Here is a 16909-nt window from a genome sequence, read left to right on the forward strand (position 1 = left end):
CACGTCATGTCCACACCCGACGTTGCCGCCGAACCCGCTACCCACGCGGCCGGGCGCACCTCGATCGTCAAAGTCGCCTTCGCCAGCATGATCGGCACGGCCGTCGAATGGTACGACTTCTTCCTCTACGGCTCGGCCGCTGCGCTGGTCTTCGGACCACTGTTCTTCCCCGACAGCGAACCGGCCACCGCCACCCTGCTGGCGTTCGCCACGTTCGCGGTGGGCTTCTTCGCCCGCCCGCTCGGCGGGATCGTCTTCGGCCACTACGGTGACAAACTCGGTCGCAAGAAGATGCTGGTCGTCAGCCTGCTCATGATGGGCGCCGCGACCTTCGCCATCGGCCTGCTGCCGACCTTCGCGAGTATCGGTATGGCCGCACCGCTGCTGTTGATCGGCTGCCGACTGCTGCAGGGCTTCGCCGTCGGTGGCGAATGGGGCGGAGCAGTCCTGATGGCCGCCGAACACGGTGACAACGACCGCCGCGGATTCTGGACGTCGTGGACCCAGGCCGGTGTACCCCTCGGCAACCTCCTGTCCGCGGTGGTGCTGTGGGTGCTGGCACTGTTCCAGAGCGACGATGCCTTCGATTCCTGGGGCTGGCGTATTCCCTTCCTGCTCAGCGCCGTACTGGTTCTGATCGGTCTGTGGATCCGGCTGAGCATCGAGGAATCCCCGGTCTTCGCCGCCAACAAGAAGGCCCTCGAGAACCACAAGGCGGAGCACGCACCGATCATCGAGGTCCTGCGCAAGTACCCCCGCGAAGTGCTCATCGCGATGGGGCTGCGGTTGGTGGAGAACACCTCGTACTACATCTTCACGGTCGTGGTGATGACCTACATGGTCACCTACCTGGACATGCCCAAGAGCGCCGCCATCGCGGGTGTCCTGATCGCCTCCGTCGCGCAGTTCTTCCTCACCCCGGTCATCGGCGCCCTGTCCGACCGCGTCGGCCGGCGACCGCTGTACTTCACCGGCGCGGTCGGTGCCGGTATCTGGGGCTTCGTGTTCTTCCCCCTCATCGACACCGGAAACCACGCCGTCATCGCGGGGGCGATCTTCATCGGGCTGATCTTCACAACCCTGATGTACGCGCCGCAGGCGGCGATGTTCTCCGAACTGTTCGGTACCAGCGTCCGCTACAGCGGCGCCTCCCTCGGCTACCAGCTCGCCTCGGTGTTCGCCGGCGGCCTCGCCCCCGTCATCGCGGTCGCACTGCTCGGCACCGTCGAGGAGAAGAACACCGTCGCGGTGAGCATCTACCTCGCCGTACTTGCGGTAATCACCATCATCGCCGTGATCGCCGCCAAGGAAACCGCCCGCACTTCCCTCGAACACGACCGGGTCCTCGACGAGGCCACCCGAAACTGACGAAGCCGCCGGGCCGGTGTGCGGTTCTCACCCCGCACGCCAGACCGGTCCCCACCTCCGAAAGAGCCTCTCCCATGAACACACCCGTCCACACCACGGTTATGGATCTGTTCCGGCTGGACGGAAATGCCGCCCTCGTCACCGGTGCATCCCGCGGCCTCGGCCGCGCACTCGCCATCGCACTCGCCGAGGCGGGAGCCGACATCCTCGCCGTCGACATCGGCGACCTCGACCAGGTCGCCAAGGAGGTGCGCGCCCGAGGGGTTCACTGCGCGACCCGCACCGCCGACCTCGGCAATCTGACACCTGAAACCGCGGCCGAGCTGATCTCCTGGGCCGATGCCGAGTTCCCGCATCCGACGATCCTGGTCAATAACGCGGGCATCATCCGGCGCGGCCCGGCGATCGAAACCTCGGCAGCAGACTGGTCGGCGGTGCTCGATCTCAATCTCACCGCCCCCTTCCTGCTCAGCCAGGCCTTCGCGCAATCGGTTCTTGCTGCAGGTGACGATGCCGCCAGCATCATCAATGTCGCCTCGATCAACTCTTTCCAGGGCGGGATGGAGGTTCCGTCGTACGCCGCCTCCAAGCACGGCGTCCTCGGACTGACCCGCGCTCTCGCGAACGAGTGGGCACCCCAGCGCATCCGGGTGAACGCAATCGCCCCCGGCTACATGGAGACCGAATTCACCGCCGCGCACCGCGAGGACCCCGCCCGGGCGGAGAACATGCTGCGCCGCATTCCCGCCGGCACGTGGGGTCAGCCGAAGGACCTCGCCGGCGCGGTCGTCTTCCTCGCCTCGGCCGCGTCCGCCTACGTCACCGGCACCATCCTGTCCGTCGACGGTGGATGGCTGTCCCGATAGCAACGACGCGTGCCAACGGATAGAAGGCGAACCCGCCCGAGGGCGGTGTCACAGAACGGATTCCAGCCACGCCGCCGTCTCGAACAGGCGCTGCTCGGCGCCGGGGCGCCCGATCAGCTGCAATCCGAGGGGTAGGCCCACGCTGTCGCGCTTGCCGGGGATGGTGACCACGGGCAGGCCCATCGCCTGCCACGGCCGGCTCAGCACGGGCGTCCCCGTCGCGTCGTGGCCGCGGGGAGCGGCGCCGAGTGCGGCGGGTCCGAGGACGGCCTCGTCCTCGTCCAGAGCCGCGAGCAGCGACCGCCGGGTCTCGGCGATTCCGGCAAGGGCGGCGCGGTATTCCGCCTCGGTGGTCTGTGCTCCCGCGGTGAACAATTCGGCGAGGGGTGCACTGATCTCGTCGGGCTGCGCCGCCTCGACGGCGCGTTCCCGGGCGGCGTCGTACGCCATCACCGTGTGGTGATGTTCCGTCAGCGCCACGACGGCCGCGGCGGCATCCATCTCACGGCATCGAACACCCGCGGACTGCGCGGCACCCGCGGTGGTCCTGAGCGCCGCCGTCATGTCCGGGGACACCTCGCCGAGTTCGAACCCACTCCACAGGCGGAGCCGACGCGGCGCGGAAGGCTCGAGAGCGGGTGCCCGGGTGCCGTCGCGCAGCGCCGTCCACGCGAAGTGCAGATCGGACACCGTGCGTGCCAGCAGCCCCACCGTGTCGAGACGGGGACTCAATCCGGTGATGCCCGCGGTCGGGAATTCGCCGTGGGCGGTGACGAAACCCGCGACTCCGCAGAACGACGCCGGCCGGGTCAGCGATCCCGCGGTCTGCGTGCCGAACGCCAGCGGCACCATGCCGGCGGCCACCGCTGCCGCCGAACCGCTCGACGACCCGCCGGGCGTGTGGTCCACGGCGCGCGGATTGCGGGTGGGGCCGGGCTTGAAATACCCGAACTCGGTGGTCACGGTCTTGCCGACCGGGAGCGCACCGAGTGCACGCACACGCGCCACACAGTCGGCGTCCGTCGATGCCGGTTCCGCGCTCCGCAGCTCACTGCCGCAGCGCGTCGGCATGCCGGCGACGTCGATCAGATCCTTGACGCCGACGGGAACACCCCACAGCACGCCGCCGGGATCGCTGGATTGGATCCGGGCGGCCGCAGACCGCACCGCGTCGGGATCGAGGTGGGCCCAGGCGTGGATCGCCGGATCCAGGTCCGCGATCTGCGCGAGTGCCGCGTCCGCCACGTCGATCGGCGTCGTCGAACCCGCCGACAGCTGTTCGACCAGGTCCCGAAGTGGTGACCGTAGTTCCGTCTTCATTGCATCGCCGCCATCGTGTCGTCGTTCTCCGTCTCGGTCTGTCCGGTGAGCGCCCGGGTGCGCATCACCGAGAAGAGGCGGTCGGCCCGTGCCTTGGTCTCCCCGGACGGCGCCGACAGCAGTGCGACCACGATCGAGACGGCCAGCGAGATGGGCGCCACGGCGAGTGCCGGGTTCGAGAATCCGAGGATGGAGTCCGGCCCCTGGACGACCGGGCTGAGCAGGATGACGGTGATCGACAGCACCAGACCGACGACGATGCCGGAGATGACGGCACGGGCCGTCATGCGCTTCCAGTACATGGTCAGCAGCAGCGCAGGCAGGTTCGCGCACGCGGCGATGGACATTCCCAGCGACGCGAGGAACGCGACGTTCTGCTTCTGCGCCGCGAACGCGATGGCGACACCGATGACGCAGGTCGCCACGGTCGCGACCCGGGCCGCGCGGTGCTGAGCCTTCGCCGACACCGAACCGTTGCGGATCACCTGCCCGTACAGATCGTGTGCGATCGCACCCGATGTCGCGATGACCAGGCCGGACAGTGCGGCCAGAATGGTCACGAACGCCACGGCCGCGACGAACGCCAGCAACACTCCGCCGCCCACGGTTTCTGCAAGCTGGGCGACCGCCAGGTTGCCGCCGCGGTTCTCGGACTTGATGACCTCGACGCCGACCAGCTTGGCGGCGCCGTACCCGAGAACGGGAACGAGGAGGTAGAACGCGAAGAAGATCCAGATCGCCGTGTAGGCGGACGTTCTCGCCTGCCTCGCGTCCGGGACGGTGAGGAATCGGATCATGACGTGCGGCAGGCCGAGCACGCCGAGAACGAGCCCGACGGTCTGCGACAACTGGTCGAACGACGCCGCACCCGACGTGCGCTGCGGTGCGACGAACGATTGACCGAATTCGGCGAGCGCGGTGCTGAACGGGCCGAAGGGGTTGAAATCGAAGCGCACCAGCACGAGGACGAACAGCACGACGGCACACACCATGAGCAGACCGGTCTTGATGATCTGGATCCAGCTGGTGGCGAGCATCCCGCCCACGAGCGTGTATGCGGTGGTGAGTGTTCCGATGATCAGCACGGCCACCGCGTAGTCGAGGTCGAACAGCAGCGACACCAGCAGTGCGGCGCCCACCAGTTGCGACACGAGGTAGACCACGCTGATCACCACCGTGCTGAGCGCCATCATCGAGCGCACGTCCTTGCCGGGGAAGCGGGTGGCGAGGACATCCGCCAGCGTGAAGCGGCCGAGGTTGCGCAGCGGTTCGGCGATCAGCAACATCGCGAGAACGAACGCGACGGGCACGAAGACCGCGAGATAGAACCCGTTGAAACCGGTCAGGGCGATCGCACCGGTGACGCCGAGAAACGAGGCGGCAGAGATGAAGTCGCCGGCGATCGCGACACCGTTCTGCCGACCGGTGAGGGCGCCGCCCGCGACGTAGTGATCGGCGGCCGACTTGTTCCGCTTGGACGCCCACGCGGTGATCATCAGGGTGACGGCGACGAGCGCCGCGAACAGTGACGCAGAGACGAGGTTCACGGCGCGTTATCCTTTCGCCCGGGGAGAGGTTCGGGCGTCGAGTTCGGCGGCACGCACCATGTAGTACCGGGCCACGACGATGGCGACGACGAACTGTGCGACGGCGTAGAGCCACGCCACGGTGACACCGCTGAACACGACGCCGTCCAGCAGTGAGGTGAACCCGCCGAGGATCGGCAGGGGCAGGAACAGGGCGAGGACCAGCGCGCTGAGGCGAAAGGTCAAGGCGGCACGAGTATCTGCGAGCTCCTGCAGGTCGGAATTCTGCGGGAGTCGTTCTCGAGGTGGCGAGGTGTCCATGTCTATCTACCTCCGGCTGCGGTGGGAACGAGGGCGGGTGTCACGGTGATCGGATCGGACCATTCGTCGTAGAACAGCCAGTCGGGAGACTCGACCGGGACCGACAAACGGTGGAATTTGCGCTGGAAGTAGACGAGGCTGTCGCCCTGTTCGCGCGCCTGGACGCGGTCGAGTTCGATGAACATCACCGAATGCGATCCGACGGTCTCGGTGTCCGAGATCCGGCCCGCAAGCACCACATGGGCGGCGCGCAGGATCGGAACCCCGTCGTCGGTGTCCTCCTCCCAGATGTCCCACTGGAAGCGGTCCGCCATCGCCACTTTCGTCGCGCCCGCGAAATGCATGGCCAGCTCCTCGTCGTCGCCGGAGAGCACGTTGATACCGACTCGGCCGTTCTCCCGGAACACGTTGTGCATCGCGCTGTTCTGGTTCATGCACACGAGAGCTGTGGGAGGGGAGTCGGTCACCGAGCAGACGGCGGTGACGGTCATTCCGCAGCGCCCGGCGGGGCCGTCGGTCGTCACGATGTTGACCGCGGCGGGCAGATTCGCCATGGCGGTGCGGAAGTTCGATTGGATGGGAGTGAGTTCGGGCATTTTCAGCCTCCGTGAGTCGGAACGGGATGTCGTGTCACCACGTGGCGCCGGCGATCCTGCACAGAAGGATATGACGCGCTCGTGCGCTGGAACATTGGCGGCGACGCTACTTTCTCGCAGGAAGTCGCGTATCCGGGTAGGGGATTTCTTCAGTTGCCTGTCGCTTCCGTTACGGTCGGTGTTGACTGGACGGGCAAGCAAGCCATCTGTGCGAGGCAGGATTCGATGGAGCAGCAAGAAACACGGGTTTACATCGTCGACGACGATCAAGAGTTGTGCGCATCGCTTGCGTGGCTGCTCGATTCGGTCAACATCACGTCGGAGTACTACTTCTCGGTGCAGTCGTTCCTCGAGGAGTACCGCCGCGACATCCCGGCCTGCCTCGTCCTGGACGTGCGGATGCCGGAAGTCGGGGGATTCCAGCTCCAGGAGACACTCCTCGCCGACGAATCCCCGATTCCGATCATCTTCGTGTCGGCCCACGGCGACATCAAGATGTCGGTGCGGGCACTGCAGCAAGGCGCGCTGACGTTCATCGAGAAGCCCTACGACCCGCAGCACATGCTCGACGTGATCCAGGATGCGCTCCGGGTCGCGCGGCAACGATTCGGCGAGCGCCGCAACCGTACGGAATTGCAGGGTCGGATAGACGCGCTGACGGTGCGGGAACGGGAAATTCTCGCACTCGTGCTCGACGGGCTGCCGAGCAAGAATATCGCCAAAGAACTGGGTATCAGCGTGAAGACGGTCGACGTGCATCGCACGCGCATCAAGGAGAAGACCGGAGCAGAAAGCATTGCGGTTCTCGTGCGCGACATTCTGCAGGCCGGACTTTCCGTGACCTGACAGTGTTCAGGGAAGCTCGACGACGAGTCGCGCGGATTTCGCGCGCGACACACACGCGGCAATTCTGTCTCCCGCCTTTCTCTCACTCTTGGTGAGGCAATTGTCCCGGTGGTCGGGTTCGCCCTCGAGCACGTCCATCACGCACGTGCCGCAGATCCCTTCCCGGCACGAGGTGTCGATCTCGATGTCGTTCTCTTCGAGTACGTCGGCGATGGATTTTCCGGCCGGCACCTCGAACACCTCGCCCGTGTCGAGTTCCACCTCGAACGCCGTATCCGACTCGGTCGCGGCAGGCGTCGCCGCCTCGAAGTGTTCGAAGTGGACCGCGTCCTCGCCGACCGCAGGTTCCGCCAACTGGCGCACCCGATCCATGAAACCTTCGGGGCCGCACGTGTAGACGTGGGTGGCGGCGGACGCGTCCGCCAGGATCTTCTCGAGCGCCGAGAACTGGTCGTCCCGCGTGAGGCCGAAGTGCTGGTGCACGTCTTGCCGGAAATCCGCATTCTCCAGCAGGTCGACGAACGCGGCCTGCGCCCTCGTGCGCGCGAAATAGTGCAGGTCGAATCGCTGTCCCTGCCGATGCAACGCGAACGCCAGGCTCAGCATCGGCGTCAGCCCGATCCCCGCCGCGACGAGGATGTGCCGATCGGCGTCCTCGGCGAGCGTGAGCAGTGTCCGCGGCCCGCTGATCCGCAACTCGCTGCCGGTCGTCACGTGATCGTGCAGCGCGGCCGAGGCGCCGCGCGGACCGGTCTCGCGTTTGACGGCGACGACATACGATTCGGACTCGTGCGGCGGACTGCACAGCGAGTACTGGGTGAGGACCTCGGTGGGTCCGAGGATGTCGATGTGGGCGCCCGCAGGGTACGGGTCGAACGGTGAACCGTCCGTCCGGACCAGCCGGAACGACTTGATGTCCGGCGTTTCCTCGACGATTTCCGCGACCGTGACAGTGAACATGCTCATGGTGATTTCCTCCGGTGCTGCGACCCGTCGCCCTCGAGCGGGGGTCAGCGCATGTACAGGCCGCCGTTGACGTCCCAGCAGGCTCCGGTCACCGACGCGGCGGCCGGGGACGCGAGGAGGGCGACCGTCTCGGCGATGAATTCGGGCGACCCCAGTGTGCCCACGGGAATGGTGGTGAGAATGGCCGCGAGCGTGTCCGCGGGCACCGTCTCGCGCACCACTGGCAGGTCCAGCGGTCCGGGCGACACCGCGTTGACGGTGACACCCGACGGTGCGAGTTCCCGGGCGAAGACCTTGGTCAGCGTCCCGACGCCGCCCTTCGCGGCCGCGTAGTGGGCGCCGGTCGCCGTGCCGCCGTTCTGGCCGGCGAGCGAGGCGATGTTGACGATGCGGCCGTAGCCGCGTTCGGCGAAGTGACTTCCGAACACCTGGCAGCCGAGGAACGCACCGTTGAGGTTGATTTCGACGATGTCCGAGAATTCCTCCGACGCAATGTCCATCAACGAGCCGGTCTGGGAACGGCCGGCATTGTTGACGAGAACGTCCGCCCCACCCCAGAGGTCGACGACGCGGTCGCGCAGGGACTCGAAGTCGGACTTCTTCCGGACGTCGAGGGCGGCGGCGACGGCGGTGTTCCCGGAGGAGTCCAGGCTCACCGCAGTCTCTTTCGCGGCGGCCTCGTCGATGTCCGCGACCAGTACGCGATATCCGCGGTCGTGCAACAGGCGGGCGATGGCGGCGCCGAGTCCGCGTCCGGCGCCGGTGACTACTGCGACGTGATCCATGTCGAACTCCTATTTCTGGAGGGAAGGGTCAGAGGAGGTAGCCGGAGGCGTTGACCGCGGCCTGCGAGTTGACGAGCCGGATGACCTTCAGGTCCAGCCGTGGGCCGTCCTCGGTGTAGCGGATGCGGTGCGTGACGTCGGCGGCGAGGGTCTGCTGGTCGTCGCGTTTGAAGCCCACGAGGATCTGCGCGGACTTCAGCGTGATCGAGTCGTCGGTGCGGTCCTCGACCGTGAAGCGGGACACGGTACGGACGGTGCGGGCGGCGGCGAGGGCCGACATCGAGTAGCCGGACGTCAGGCGCTCGATCCGCATGCGCCGCATCCGGGTGTCGTCGTTCACCATGTTCAGCGATCCGTCGAAGTCGTCGGTGTCCGGGTCGATGGGAATGACGTACCGGCCTTCGCCGGTCCACAGGGCGTCCCAGGTCTGGTAGTCCTTGGCGTCGAGCAGGGCCGCTTCGTGCCAGACGAGTTCGATCGCCTGCAGTACCCGGGTGTCGGACAGTGCGATCGTCAGGAGGTCAGTGCTCATCGGTCATCATCTTCTTCCACATTGCGTACGCCTCGCGCATTCCGGTTTCGTCGGTGACGTGCGAGGTACGGTGCCCGTCGCTGTCGAGTGCTTCACGACCCAGACCGCGGTTCACCATGATCGGCATTCCGGGTGCACCGCGGGAGCCGCGCTGCACCCGGTCCCAGGCCTCGGAGTCGTCGGGGCTGCCGAAACCGAACGGGCCCTGGAAATGTTCGTGGATGCGGAGACGTTCACGGTTGACGATCTCGGGTCCGCCGTCCATGCCGAGGGCGATGTGCCGGATCTCGGTCTCGTCGACCGCGATCGGGCGCAGTACCCGGAAGAACGACATCGACATCGCGACGTTGGGGAAGATGTTGAGGTTGAACCCGGCGCCGTGCATGGACCGGACGATGCGGCGGACCTGGTCGGCGGGCATCGTCTTCGACAGTTCCTCGACGATGTGGTCGAAGCGGGCCTGAATCTTCTCGGTGCCGTCGTCGTGGTCGAGGTCGACGTGCTCCGGGACCATGATGGCGACGCTGTGGCCGTTGCCGAGCGCGTGCGTGACGGCGTTGTCGTCGGTCATGAAGGAGAGCATGTCGGCGGTTTCGGCGTCGACGGAGGACATCCAGGATCGGTGCACGATGGGGAAGTGGTAGCCGTCGGTGGTGTTCTCCAACTGGATCTTCCAGTTGCCGCGGAAGCGGAAGCAGTGCTCGCCCTGGGTCTTGATCGGGTAGCCGGCGCCCTGCTTCATGAACAGGTCGATCCACACCTTCGCGTCGCCGAGGAAGTCGTCGAGGGGTTCGATGTCGGGGTTGAAGCTGGCGAAGATCATGCCCGCGTACGACTCCACCCGCAGGCTCTGCAGCGGGAGATCCTTCTTGTCGAGGTCCTCGTCGTAGCCGTCGGGGTAGGGGATGCCGCGCAGCCGCCCGTCGAGGGCGTACGACCAGCTGTGATACGGGCAGGTGAACCCGTTCGCCTTGCCCTTGGGGACCTCGCAGACGCTGGCCCCGCGGTGGCGGCACCGGTTCAGCAGGACGTTGAAATTTCCTTTGCGGTCGCGGTTGACGATCACCGGCTGCCTGCCGATGGTCGCCATCTTGAAGCTTCCGGCTTCGGGGATCTCGCTCTCGTGGGCGACCCACACCCAGGTGCGGTAGAAGATTCGCTCGAGTTCGGCCTCGAACATGTCGGGGTCGGTGTACAGCGATCCGTCCACGCGGTCGTCGGTGACGAGGTCCGCGAAGTCGGTGTCCGCGAGGCCGGTGTCTGTGGGATCCAGCGAAGTGGTCATCACATTCTCTTTCCATTCGATTCGAGCAGTCGCGGTGCCTCGTCGAGGCGGGTGGCGAACAGCTTCTCGGTCGTGAAGTGGCTGATCCGGGCGGTGCCGTCCCGGACTTCGCACTCGGCGGTGATGCGGGCGACGAGCAGTTCGGCCGATTCGTCCTCGTACCGCGACAGCTGCTGCATGACCCACCGCCCCTGCGCGGTGGGTCCGTCCACGTCGATCTGCTCGTTGCCGAGCAGGTGCGCATTGCCGCGGAAATGAGAGCTCGGTGGAAGGTACGCGGTGAGCACTCCGACGATCTCCCGGCGGCCCTGCCGCCTGCCGAATTTCTGCGCATAGTCGTGGCCGACGCCCTCCCACACCGCGTCGGCGGTGAAGAGGGAGCCGAGTTCCTCGGCCGAGAACTGCACGGACGGAACGTCACACAGTTCCATGTAGCGGCACATCACCCGGTGAACGGCCTCGCGCTTCTCGATGCGCTCGGGTGCGCTCGCACGGTGCATGTCGCTCACACGCCGAGGTCGACGTCTTCGCGGACGGTGAGCGCGCGGCCGATGCGGGCTTCGATCTTCGCGTAGCGCCACAGCGTGTACTCGCCGACCGTGGTGGTGCGGAAGAGGTTGCAGACGTCCTTGACGGTCTGCTGGGTGTCGACGTCGGCGAGGATGTAGCAGGTCCACGGCCAGCCGTCCGACGGTCCGACCATGTGGCTGTCGTCGTCGATGTCCCCGATCACCCGCACACCGGGGGTCTCGGCGAGCGCGTCCATCATCCCGGAGAACGCCTTCCACACCAGGCCGCCCTGGCCGGTCGGGAGGTCGAAGAAGTTCTGGTTGATGCCGATGCAGAACAGCACACGCAGCGGTGCGGTCTTGGTGTCGCTCACGATGATCTCCTCGATTCGAAACGGGTGGTCAGATGAAGCCGGGGAACGGCGGGATGTCCATGAGCACCGCACCGGCGCTGTCGTAGATGCCGTCGCCGAGGAAGGCATGCTGCGGCGGGACCAGTGCCTCGCGCATGTACCGCTGCATGGCGTTGCCGTCGTAGATCGCGCCGGTGCCCGACAACTGGAAGGCGGTGTGCACGGCGGACGCTCCCGCCTTCGCGACGTGGGTCGAGGACAGGCGGAGCAGCGCGGCGAGCTTGTCCGGGACCGGATCGCCGGCGACCACCGTGGCGTACGCCTCGTCGGTCACCTCGTAGAAGAAGGCACGGGCGGACCGCAGCGTCGCCTCCGCCTTGGCGAGGTCGATGCGGTAGTAGGCCCGGTCGGCGAGCTTGGGCGCTCCGGTGATTCCGGTGCGTCCCGCACCGACCTTGATCGCATAGTCGAGGGCGGCGCGTCCCACTCCGAGATTGACGACGGCCAGCACCTGCGCGGCGTAGGCGATGGAGGGGTAGCGGTAGAGGGGTTCGTCGACGGTGGGGGTTCCGCCGCGGATGAACGTCCAGTCCTCGGGCACGACGACGCCGTCGACTTTCAGTTCGTGGCTTCCGGTGCCGGAGAGGCCGACCACGTCCCAGTTCTCGACGATCTCGACGTCCTTCGGCCACAGTAGCGCGGTGCGGGGCTTGCCGGCGGTGGAGTCGCCGCCCCGGATGCCGACACCGAGGATGTCGGCGCCCTTGCAGCCGCTGGCGAATTTCCACTGCCCGCTGATCTTCAGGCCGCCCGGCACCTGTTCGGCGGGTTGCACCGGGAACAGGCCGCCGGCGAAGACGAGGTCGGGGCTGTCCTTGTACAACTCGGCCTGCGTCGCGAGGGGCAGCGCCGCCAGGTAGACGAGGGCGGAGCCGAAACTCGCGACCCAGCCCGCCGACGCGTCCACCGCGGAGATACGTTCGATCATCCGCAGGAATTCGCTCGGGGGCAGTGCGTCGCCGCCGAACTGCCGGGGGGTCGCCGCGCGGTAGATGCCGATCTGCTTGAACTCGTCGATCATGTCGCGGGGAACGAACTTCTGGCGAGCGAACTCTTCCCGTCGCAGGGCGACGTGCTCGAGGACGTCCTCGAACGACAGCGTCCCGTTCGCGGCGGTGCCCGTCGTGTCGAGGGTCGGTGCGGTGGTGGTCATCGAATACTCCGATCGACGCGAAGTAGAAGGGGTGTGGCGTGTTTCGTGTCGAGTTTCACGCTATTGCGGTGGTGGGCGTCACTCAATCGGTGCTTCCTCCCGCGTATGTGCGGAGATGTCGCGCCGGACTGAAGGTTTTCCCTATCGTGTCCGCGGTCTGCGGGCTCAGTAGACTCGACGTGAGCCCAAGGAGGCCGCATTGTCCGATCTCGCGCCGTCCGACTACGAACAACTCGTCGAGTCGCTCCGCTATTGCGTCCTGGTCCACGATGCGGCGACCAAGGACATCCTCTGGGCCAACAGGGCTGCGTCGGAACTGCTCGAGTTCACGGTCGAGGAACTCAAACCGCTCAAGGCCCCCGACATGAGCTCCCCGGCGAAGCGCTACCGCCGGTCGGTGGGACGGCGGTGGCTGCAGGAAGCCGTCGACAACGGGGCGGCGGTCACCGAATGGGCGTATCGCGCGAAGAGCGGGCGAGAAGTCCTGACGGAGGCGATCGCGATCCGGGTCGAGCTGAGCGCCCGGACCGTGGTGATGGTGCAGTTCCGCGACATCGAGCAGGAAACGTCGATGCGCCGCGACCTCACGCGCACCGAGGCCGACCTCAGCCGCACCGAGGCCCGCCTGGCCGCGTTCCTGCGGAACATGGCCGAGGGCATCCTGGTCCTCGACGACGACAGCCGCATCACGTATGCGAGCGAGGCGGCGTCGGAACTCCTGAAGGTCCCGGTGGCATCGCTTGTCGGCGAACGTTTCACGGAGTTCTGCCGGGCGGGGCAGTCACGGGAGAGCGTGCGGCGGGCCCTGGACCTCACCACCGCCGACGGGGGTTCCCAAAGCCTGCGCTACGAGGTGGAACTGACAGCCGAGGAGCGCCGCTGGCACGCGGGAAGCTGCCAGCACATCGCGATCGAGAATGATCTGAGCGGGCACCTGCTGCTCTTCCACGACGTCACCGAGCACGTCCACACCGAACAGGAGCACGAGCGGGACTCGCAATACCTCAACTACCTGGCCCGCTACAACGCGATGGGCGACATGGCCATGGCCATCGCACACGAGTTGGCCCAGCCGCTCGCGGCCGCCACCAATTTCATCGCCGGAACGCAGAGCCGCCTCGGTGACGGGCAGAGCAGTCGCGACGAGGTGAGCTGGGGCCTCGGAGAGGCGCGCAAGCAGATCGACCGGGCCAATCAGATCGTCCGGAGCCTGCGCGAATACGTGACGCAACTCGAGGAGTCCCAGCAGATCGTCGACCTCAACGACATCGTCGACGAATGCGCGTATTTCGCCGACATCCGCGCGCGGCAGAAGGGCGTTCACGTCGAATACCTCCGCGCGCCCGAACCGGTCGCCGTCGTGTGCGAGCGGGTGCTCACCGGGCAGGTCGTCCTGAACCTGTGTTTCAACGCCATCGACGAGATGGCGGAATGGCCGGCCGCCGACCGCATCGTGACCGTCCGCACCGAGGCCACCAATACGGAGGGCGTCGTGAGCGTCGAGGACCACGGCAAGGGTCTCTCGCACGTCCCGGACGGCCGAATCTTCGACGGCGCGTTCACCTCGAAGTCCACGGGCCACGGAATCGGACTCGCGCTGAGCCACCGCATCATCACCCGCCAGGGCGGGACGATCACCGCACGCGAGAACGATCCACACGGGGCGGTCTTCACGTTCACGCTACCGGTCGACCCGAACCGCTGAGCGACCACACGCACCGGGGTAAAGGTTTCTTGGATTCCGTTGAGCACGATCCGGTTCTAGCGTTATGGGAAAACCACCGCGGCCCCGGAGGTACCTCGTGGACTATTCGCATCACCATCGCACATTCCTGACGTGTTACGCCGACACCCACCGCTACGGCTGGCATCACGTCGACCTGTTCGTGCACGACGAGCACGGCAACGAAGTGAACTGGGTGCACTGGCAGGTGCGGGAGGACGGACCGGACGGCGCCGACGTGGCCACCGCGCGCGTCGAGCCGAACCTGCGGCGGACCACCGATTGGCAACGCGGAATCAGCGCCGACGGAAGCGAGTACTGGATCGCGGAGGCCGCCTGGGCGCAGTGACGTGCCCGGACGCCGAACGGCCGGTTCACCTACAGCAGTGGTGAACCGGCCGTTCGGATGTCGTCGGTATCGGGCCTACGCGACACTCTCCGTGACGCGCTCGAACACGACCTTCCCACCCAGCACGGTCGTGACGACCTGCATCGCGGGGATGTCGTGCGGGTGAGCTGTCTCGAGGTCGCCGTCGAGGATGCACAGGTCGGCCACCTTGCCGGCCTCGAGTGACCCCTTCCAGTCTTCGGCGAAGTCCTGCCAGGCCGCGTTGATCGTGTAGGTCCGCACGGCGTCGGCGAGCCCGATGGTCTGGTCGGGTCCGCTCACCGCGCCGCTGGCCTTGCTCTCCCGCAGGATCATCGTCGAGATGCCCTGGCGCCAGTCGGGTGGTGTGACCGGCGCATCGGAACTGCTCATCAGGTGCACCCCGGATTCGACGGCGCTGCGATACGGCCACTCGTAGGCGGCACGTTCGGTCCCGACCACCCCGACCTCGAGGTCGGCGATGGTCCACTTGATCGTCGGGTTCATGTTGACGCCGATGTCGTTGTCGGCCAACCGCTTCAGGGTGGCTTCGCTGATGAAGTCGCCGTGGATCAGGTAGTGCCGGGCATCCGCGCGGGGGTGCGCGTTCTGTGCGGCGATGATCGCCTCGGCGACGGTGTCGATGGCACGGTCGCCGGTGACGTGCACACCGATCTGGTAGCCGGCCTCGTGGCCGATGCGGACCATCTCGGTCACCTCGTACACCTGCCGTTCGTCGGTGTCGCCGCCGACGCACAGGGATCCGCAGCCGCCGCCGACGTACTCCTCGTGCATCCACGCGGTCTTGCTCGGCGGGATGCCGTCGGCGAACACCTTCACCCCGAGGACCCGGAACATTCGTGGGTCCACCGTGTCCGGAACGTCGATGCCGGCGAGGTTCTTCCCGAAATCCTCGGCGGAACCGGACATTCCGGTGGGCAGGAGGAGAAGGTTGACGCGGGCGCCCAGTTCTCCGCGGCGGGCGAGGTCGGCGTACACCGACAGGCCCTCCGCGCCCATCGCGCCGCCGGCGAGCGCTTCGCCGCCGGGGCCGATCGCGGGGTCGGTGAAGCTGGTGATCCCCTCGCTCTGCAGGATCGAGATCGCCGAGCGGAGTGCTTCCTCCCGGCGCTCCCGGGTGAGGGCGGGCAGCACCCTCTGCACGAGGGCCTGCGCCCCCTCCATGACGATGCCGGTCAGCAGGCCGTCCTCGCCAATGGGCATGAGGCTGCCGGGCGGCAACGGGGTGGTCTCGTCCACCCCGGCGAGGGCGAGTGCCGCGCTGTTCACCCACGACGTGTGACGGGAAAAATCCTGCAGGAACACGGGATTGTTCGGGGACACCTCGTCGAGGTCCCAGCGGGTCGGCGTCCGCCCGTCCTCGGCGAGGCATTCGTCGAGATAGCCGTCGTCCCAGCCCGTTCCGATGATCCAGGCGCCGTCCTCGGCGGCCGAGGCGGCCTCCCGCACGCGTTCGCGGACATCGGAGATCGACCGGACGGCCGGGAACGACACGTCGAGCGAGAGCGGCGGCGTGTCGAGTCCGTAGGCGATGGCGTGCAGGTGCGAATCGTTGATCCCCGGGAGGATCGTCTTCCCACCGAGATCCGTGACCACGGTGTCCGGTCCGATCAGGGTTTCGATCTCCGCGTCGGTGCCCACCGCGTGGACGAGTCCGTCGCGGACCGCGAGGGCGGTGGCGATGGTGAAGTCCTCGTCGACGGTGAAGACCTTGCCGCGGGTGTAGACGGCATCGGCGTAACTCATCGGTTCCTCCAGGGTGCTGTCGGTGGGAGGGCGGTCAGGCGGCCATCGGGGCCATGCCCAGGATCATCAGTGCGGATCCCGCTGCCGCGGTCTTGACGCCGGAACGGCGCTCGCGGCGCGGGGTGGAGCGGAAGAGATACAGGGTCGACAGTGCCCAGCACACGAGCACGACGAGGGGAAGCCAGCCCGTCGAGATTCCTGCGCCACCGTGGTGGTGGCCGGAGGGTGTCGGCGCCGACGCCGCCGACGCCGCCGGGGTGGTAGCGGACATCGGCGCCAGGAGCAGCAGCACCCCCATGGCCGTGAGGTCGACCGCGCACGGAATCGCGGTCCGGCGGTGCATGGTCTCACCGGTGACGAACACAGCGAGGCCGATGAGGACGGCGCCCTCCAGCAGGTGGATCCCTGCCGGCACGCCGGGGATCATCATCGCGACCATGGACAGCGCCATCGCACCGTGCGCAATCTGGACCCGGCAGTCGGTTCCGTGCGCCCGCCACATCGGGACGAGGGCCCCGACCGCTCCGACGAACATCGCCGCGTGCACGGCAGGGATCTCGAACATC

The 16909-nt window shown here is 67.0% G+C and carries 18 protein-coding genes; 5 read left to right on the forward strand and 13 right to left on the reverse strand.

Going from position 1 to position 16909, the window contains the following annotated elements; translation table 11 throughout:
- The first annotated feature begins 6 nt into the window (after window positions 1-6).
- Together ACFU5V_RS09915 and ACFU5V_RS09920 are read left to right on the forward strand one after the other, a co-directional pair.
- Complete coding sequence (locus ACFU5V_RS09915) at window positions 7-1368, forward strand: MFS transporter (protein WP_378698769.1); 1362 nt, start codon at window positions 7-9, stop codon at window positions 1366-1368.
- A 74-nt stretch (window positions 1369-1442) separates the two neighbouring features.
- Window positions 1443-2234, forward strand: a complete 792-nt coding sequence (locus ACFU5V_RS09920; protein WP_378698771.1) for an SDR family oxidoreductase — start codon at window positions 1443-1445, stop codon at window positions 2232-2234.
- 48 nt (window positions 2235-2282) lie between these two features.
- Here the strand turns inward: ACFU5V_RS09920 and ACFU5V_RS09925 are convergent, their stop codons facing one another.
- The 4 genes from ACFU5V_RS09925 to ACFU5V_RS09940 are packed head-to-tail and all read right to left on the reverse strand — an operon-like array spanning window position 2283 to window position 5997.
- Window positions 2283-3554: an amidase gene (locus ACFU5V_RS09925; protein WP_378698773.1), complete on the reverse strand. Its 1272-nt coding sequence runs from the start codon at window positions 3552-3554 to the stop codon at window positions 2283-2285.
- The gene (locus ACFU5V_RS09930) at window positions 3551-5101 is read right to left on the reverse strand and encodes a cation acetate symporter (protein ID WP_378698775.1); all 1551 of its coding nucleotides are present in this window, start codon (window positions 5099-5101) and stop codon (window positions 3551-3553) included. The genes ACFU5V_RS09925 and ACFU5V_RS09930 overlap by 4 nt, the downstream gene beginning before the upstream one ends.
- Window positions 5102-5107: 6 nt before the next feature.
- Complete coding sequence (locus ACFU5V_RS09935) at window positions 5108-5401, reverse strand: DUF485 domain-containing protein (RefSeq protein WP_378698777.1); 294 nt, start codon at window positions 5399-5401, stop codon at window positions 5108-5110.
- A gap of 2 nt (window positions 5402-5403) precedes the next feature.
- A complete protein-coding gene (locus ACFU5V_RS09940) occupies window positions 5404-5997 on the reverse strand; it encodes a flavin reductase (protein ID WP_378698779.1) in 594 nt (197 codons plus the stop codon).
- A gap of 225 nt (window positions 5998-6222) precedes the next feature.
- Between ACFU5V_RS09940 and ACFU5V_RS09945 the strand changes: the two genes are divergently transcribed.
- Window positions 6223-6843, forward strand: a complete 621-nt coding sequence (locus tag ACFU5V_RS09945) for a response regulator transcription factor (RefSeq protein WP_378699079.1) — start codon at window positions 6223-6225, stop codon at window positions 6841-6843.
- Window positions 6844-6849: 6 nt separating this feature from the next.
- Here ACFU5V_RS09945 and ACFU5V_RS09950 read toward each other — a convergent pair whose 3' ends face one another.
- From ACFU5V_RS09950 to ACFU5V_RS09980, 7 genes are read right to left on the reverse strand one after another with little or no spacing between them, the layout of a single operon-like run.
- Window positions 6850-7809: a PDR/VanB family oxidoreductase gene (locus ACFU5V_RS09950; protein ID WP_378698781.1), complete on the reverse strand. Its 960-nt coding sequence runs from the start codon at window positions 7807-7809 to the stop codon at window positions 6850-6852.
- A gap of 44 nt (window positions 7810-7853) precedes the next feature.
- A complete protein-coding gene (locus ACFU5V_RS09955) occupies window positions 7854-8594 on the reverse strand; it encodes an SDR family NAD(P)-dependent oxidoreductase (protein ID WP_378698784.1) in 741 nt (246 codons plus the stop codon).
- A 28-nt stretch (window positions 8595-8622) separates the two neighbouring features.
- Complete coding sequence (locus tag ACFU5V_RS09960; protein ID WP_378432122.1) at window positions 8623-9126, reverse strand: aromatic-ring-hydroxylating dioxygenase subunit beta; 504 nt, start codon at window positions 9124-9126, stop codon at window positions 8623-8625.
- Window positions 9116-10411, reverse strand: a complete 1296-nt coding sequence (locus tag ACFU5V_RS09965) for a Rieske 2Fe-2S domain-containing protein (RefSeq protein ID WP_378698786.1) — start codon at window positions 10409-10411, stop codon at window positions 9116-9118. The genes ACFU5V_RS09960 and ACFU5V_RS09965 overlap by 11 nt, the downstream gene beginning before the upstream one ends.
- Entirely contained in the window at window positions 10411-10911 is a 501-nt protein-coding gene (locus tag ACFU5V_RS09970) for a nuclear transport factor 2 family protein (RefSeq protein ID WP_378699081.1), read from the reverse strand. Before ACFU5V_RS09970 ends, ACFU5V_RS09965 begins: the two co-directional genes overlap by 1 nt.
- A gap of 5 nt (window positions 10912-10916) precedes the next feature.
- Window positions 10917-11294 carry a hypothetical protein gene (locus ACFU5V_RS09975; protein WP_378698788.1) on the reverse strand — a complete coding sequence of 126 codons (378 nt, stop codon included), beginning with the start codon at window positions 11292-11294 and terminating at the stop codon, window positions 10917-10919.
- Between the two features lie 28 nt (window positions 11295-11322).
- The gene (locus ACFU5V_RS09980; protein ID WP_378698790.1) at window positions 11323-12486 is read right to left on the reverse strand and encodes an acyl-CoA dehydrogenase family protein; all 1164 of its coding nucleotides are present in this window, start codon (window positions 12484-12486) and stop codon (window positions 11323-11325) included.
- A gap of 199 nt (window positions 12487-12685) precedes the next feature.
- On the opposite strand from ACFU5V_RS09980, the gene ACFU5V_RS09985 reads away from it, so the two are divergent.
- Both ACFU5V_RS09985 and ACFU5V_RS09990 read left to right on the forward strand, forming a co-directional pair.
- The gene (locus tag ACFU5V_RS09985; protein WP_378698793.1) at window positions 12686-14191 is read left to right on the forward strand and encodes an ATP-binding protein; all 1506 of its coding nucleotides are present in this window, start codon (window positions 12686-12688) and stop codon (window positions 14189-14191) included.
- 97 nt (window positions 14192-14288) lie between these two features.
- Window positions 14289-14558, forward strand: a complete 270-nt coding sequence (locus ACFU5V_RS09990; protein WP_083395744.1) for a hypothetical protein — start codon at window positions 14289-14291, stop codon at window positions 14556-14558.
- A gap of 75 nt (window positions 14559-14633) precedes the next feature.
- Here the strand turns inward: ACFU5V_RS09990 and ACFU5V_RS09995 are convergent, their stop codons facing one another.
- A complete protein-coding gene (locus ACFU5V_RS09995) occupies window positions 14634-16343 on the reverse strand; it encodes an amidohydrolase (protein WP_378698795.1) in 1710 nt (569 codons plus the stop codon).
- A gap of 34 nt (window positions 16344-16377) precedes the next feature.
- On the reverse strand, window positions 16378-16908 hold the full coding sequence (locus ACFU5V_RS10000) for a DUF5134 domain-containing protein (protein WP_124394692.1): 531 nt from the start codon (window positions 16906-16908) through the stop codon (window positions 16378-16380).
- Window position 16909 lies beyond the last annotated feature (1 nt).

It is taken from the genome of Rhodococcus sp. NPDC057529 (assembly GCF_042802055.1).
Taxonomy (GTDB): domain Bacteria; phylum Actinomycetota; class Actinomycetes; order Mycobacteriales; family Mycobacteriaceae; genus Rhodococcus_F.

Excerpts from the sequence above, each read along its gene's own strand:
- ACFU5V_RS09915 (WP_378698769.1), top strand. The coding sequence starts at position 7 with ATGTCCACACCCGACGTTGCCGCCGAACCCGCTACCCACGCGGCCGGG.
- ACFU5V_RS09920 (WP_378698771.1), top strand. The coding sequence starts at position 1,443 with ATGAACACACCCGTCCACACCACGGTTATGGATCTGTTCCGGCTGGAC.
- ACFU5V_RS09925 (WP_378698773.1), bottom strand. The coding sequence starts at position 3,554 with ATGAAGACGGAACTACGGTCACCACTTCGGGACCTGGTCGAACAGCTG.
- ACFU5V_RS09935 (WP_378698777.1), bottom strand. The coding sequence starts at position 5,401 with ATGGACACCTCGCCACCTCGAGAACGACTCCCGCAGAATTCCGACCTG.
- ACFU5V_RS09940 (WP_378698779.1), bottom strand. The coding sequence starts at position 5,997 with ATGCCCGAACTCACTCCCATCCAATCGAACTTCCGCACCGCCATGGCG.
- ACFU5V_RS09945 (WP_378699079.1), top strand. The coding sequence starts at position 6,223 with ATGGAGCAGCAAGAAACACGGGTTTACATCGTCGACGACGATCAAGAG.
- ACFU5V_RS09950 (WP_378698781.1), bottom strand. The coding sequence starts at position 7,809 with ATGAGCATGTTCACTGTCACGGTCGCGGAAATCGTCGAGGAAACGCCG.
- ACFU5V_RS09955 (WP_378698784.1), bottom strand. The coding sequence starts at position 8,594 with ATGGATCACGTCGCAGTAGTCACCGGCGCCGGACGCGGACTCGGCGCC.
- ACFU5V_RS09960 (WP_378432122.1), bottom strand. The coding sequence starts at position 9,126 with ATGAGCACTGACCTCCTGACGATCGCACTGTCCGACACCCGGGTACTG.
- ACFU5V_RS09965 (WP_378698786.1), bottom strand. The coding sequence starts at position 10,411 with ATGACCACTTCGCTGGATCCCACAGACACCGGCCTCGCGGACACCGAC.
- ACFU5V_RS09970 (WP_378699081.1), bottom strand. The coding sequence starts at position 10,911 with ATGCACCGTGCGAGCGCACCCGAGCGCATCGAGAAGCGCGAGGCCGTT.
- ACFU5V_RS09980 (WP_378698790.1), bottom strand. The coding sequence starts at position 12,486 with ATGACCACCACCGCACCGACCCTCGACACGACGGGCACCGCCGCGAAC.
- ACFU5V_RS09995 (WP_378698795.1), bottom strand. The coding sequence starts at position 16,343 with ATGAGTTACGCCGATGCCGTCTACACCCGCGGCAAGGTCTTCACCGTC.
- ACFU5V_RS10000 (WP_124394692.1), bottom strand. The coding sequence starts at position 16,908 with ATGTTCGAGATCCCTGCCGTGCACGCGGCGATGTTCGTCGGAGCGGTC.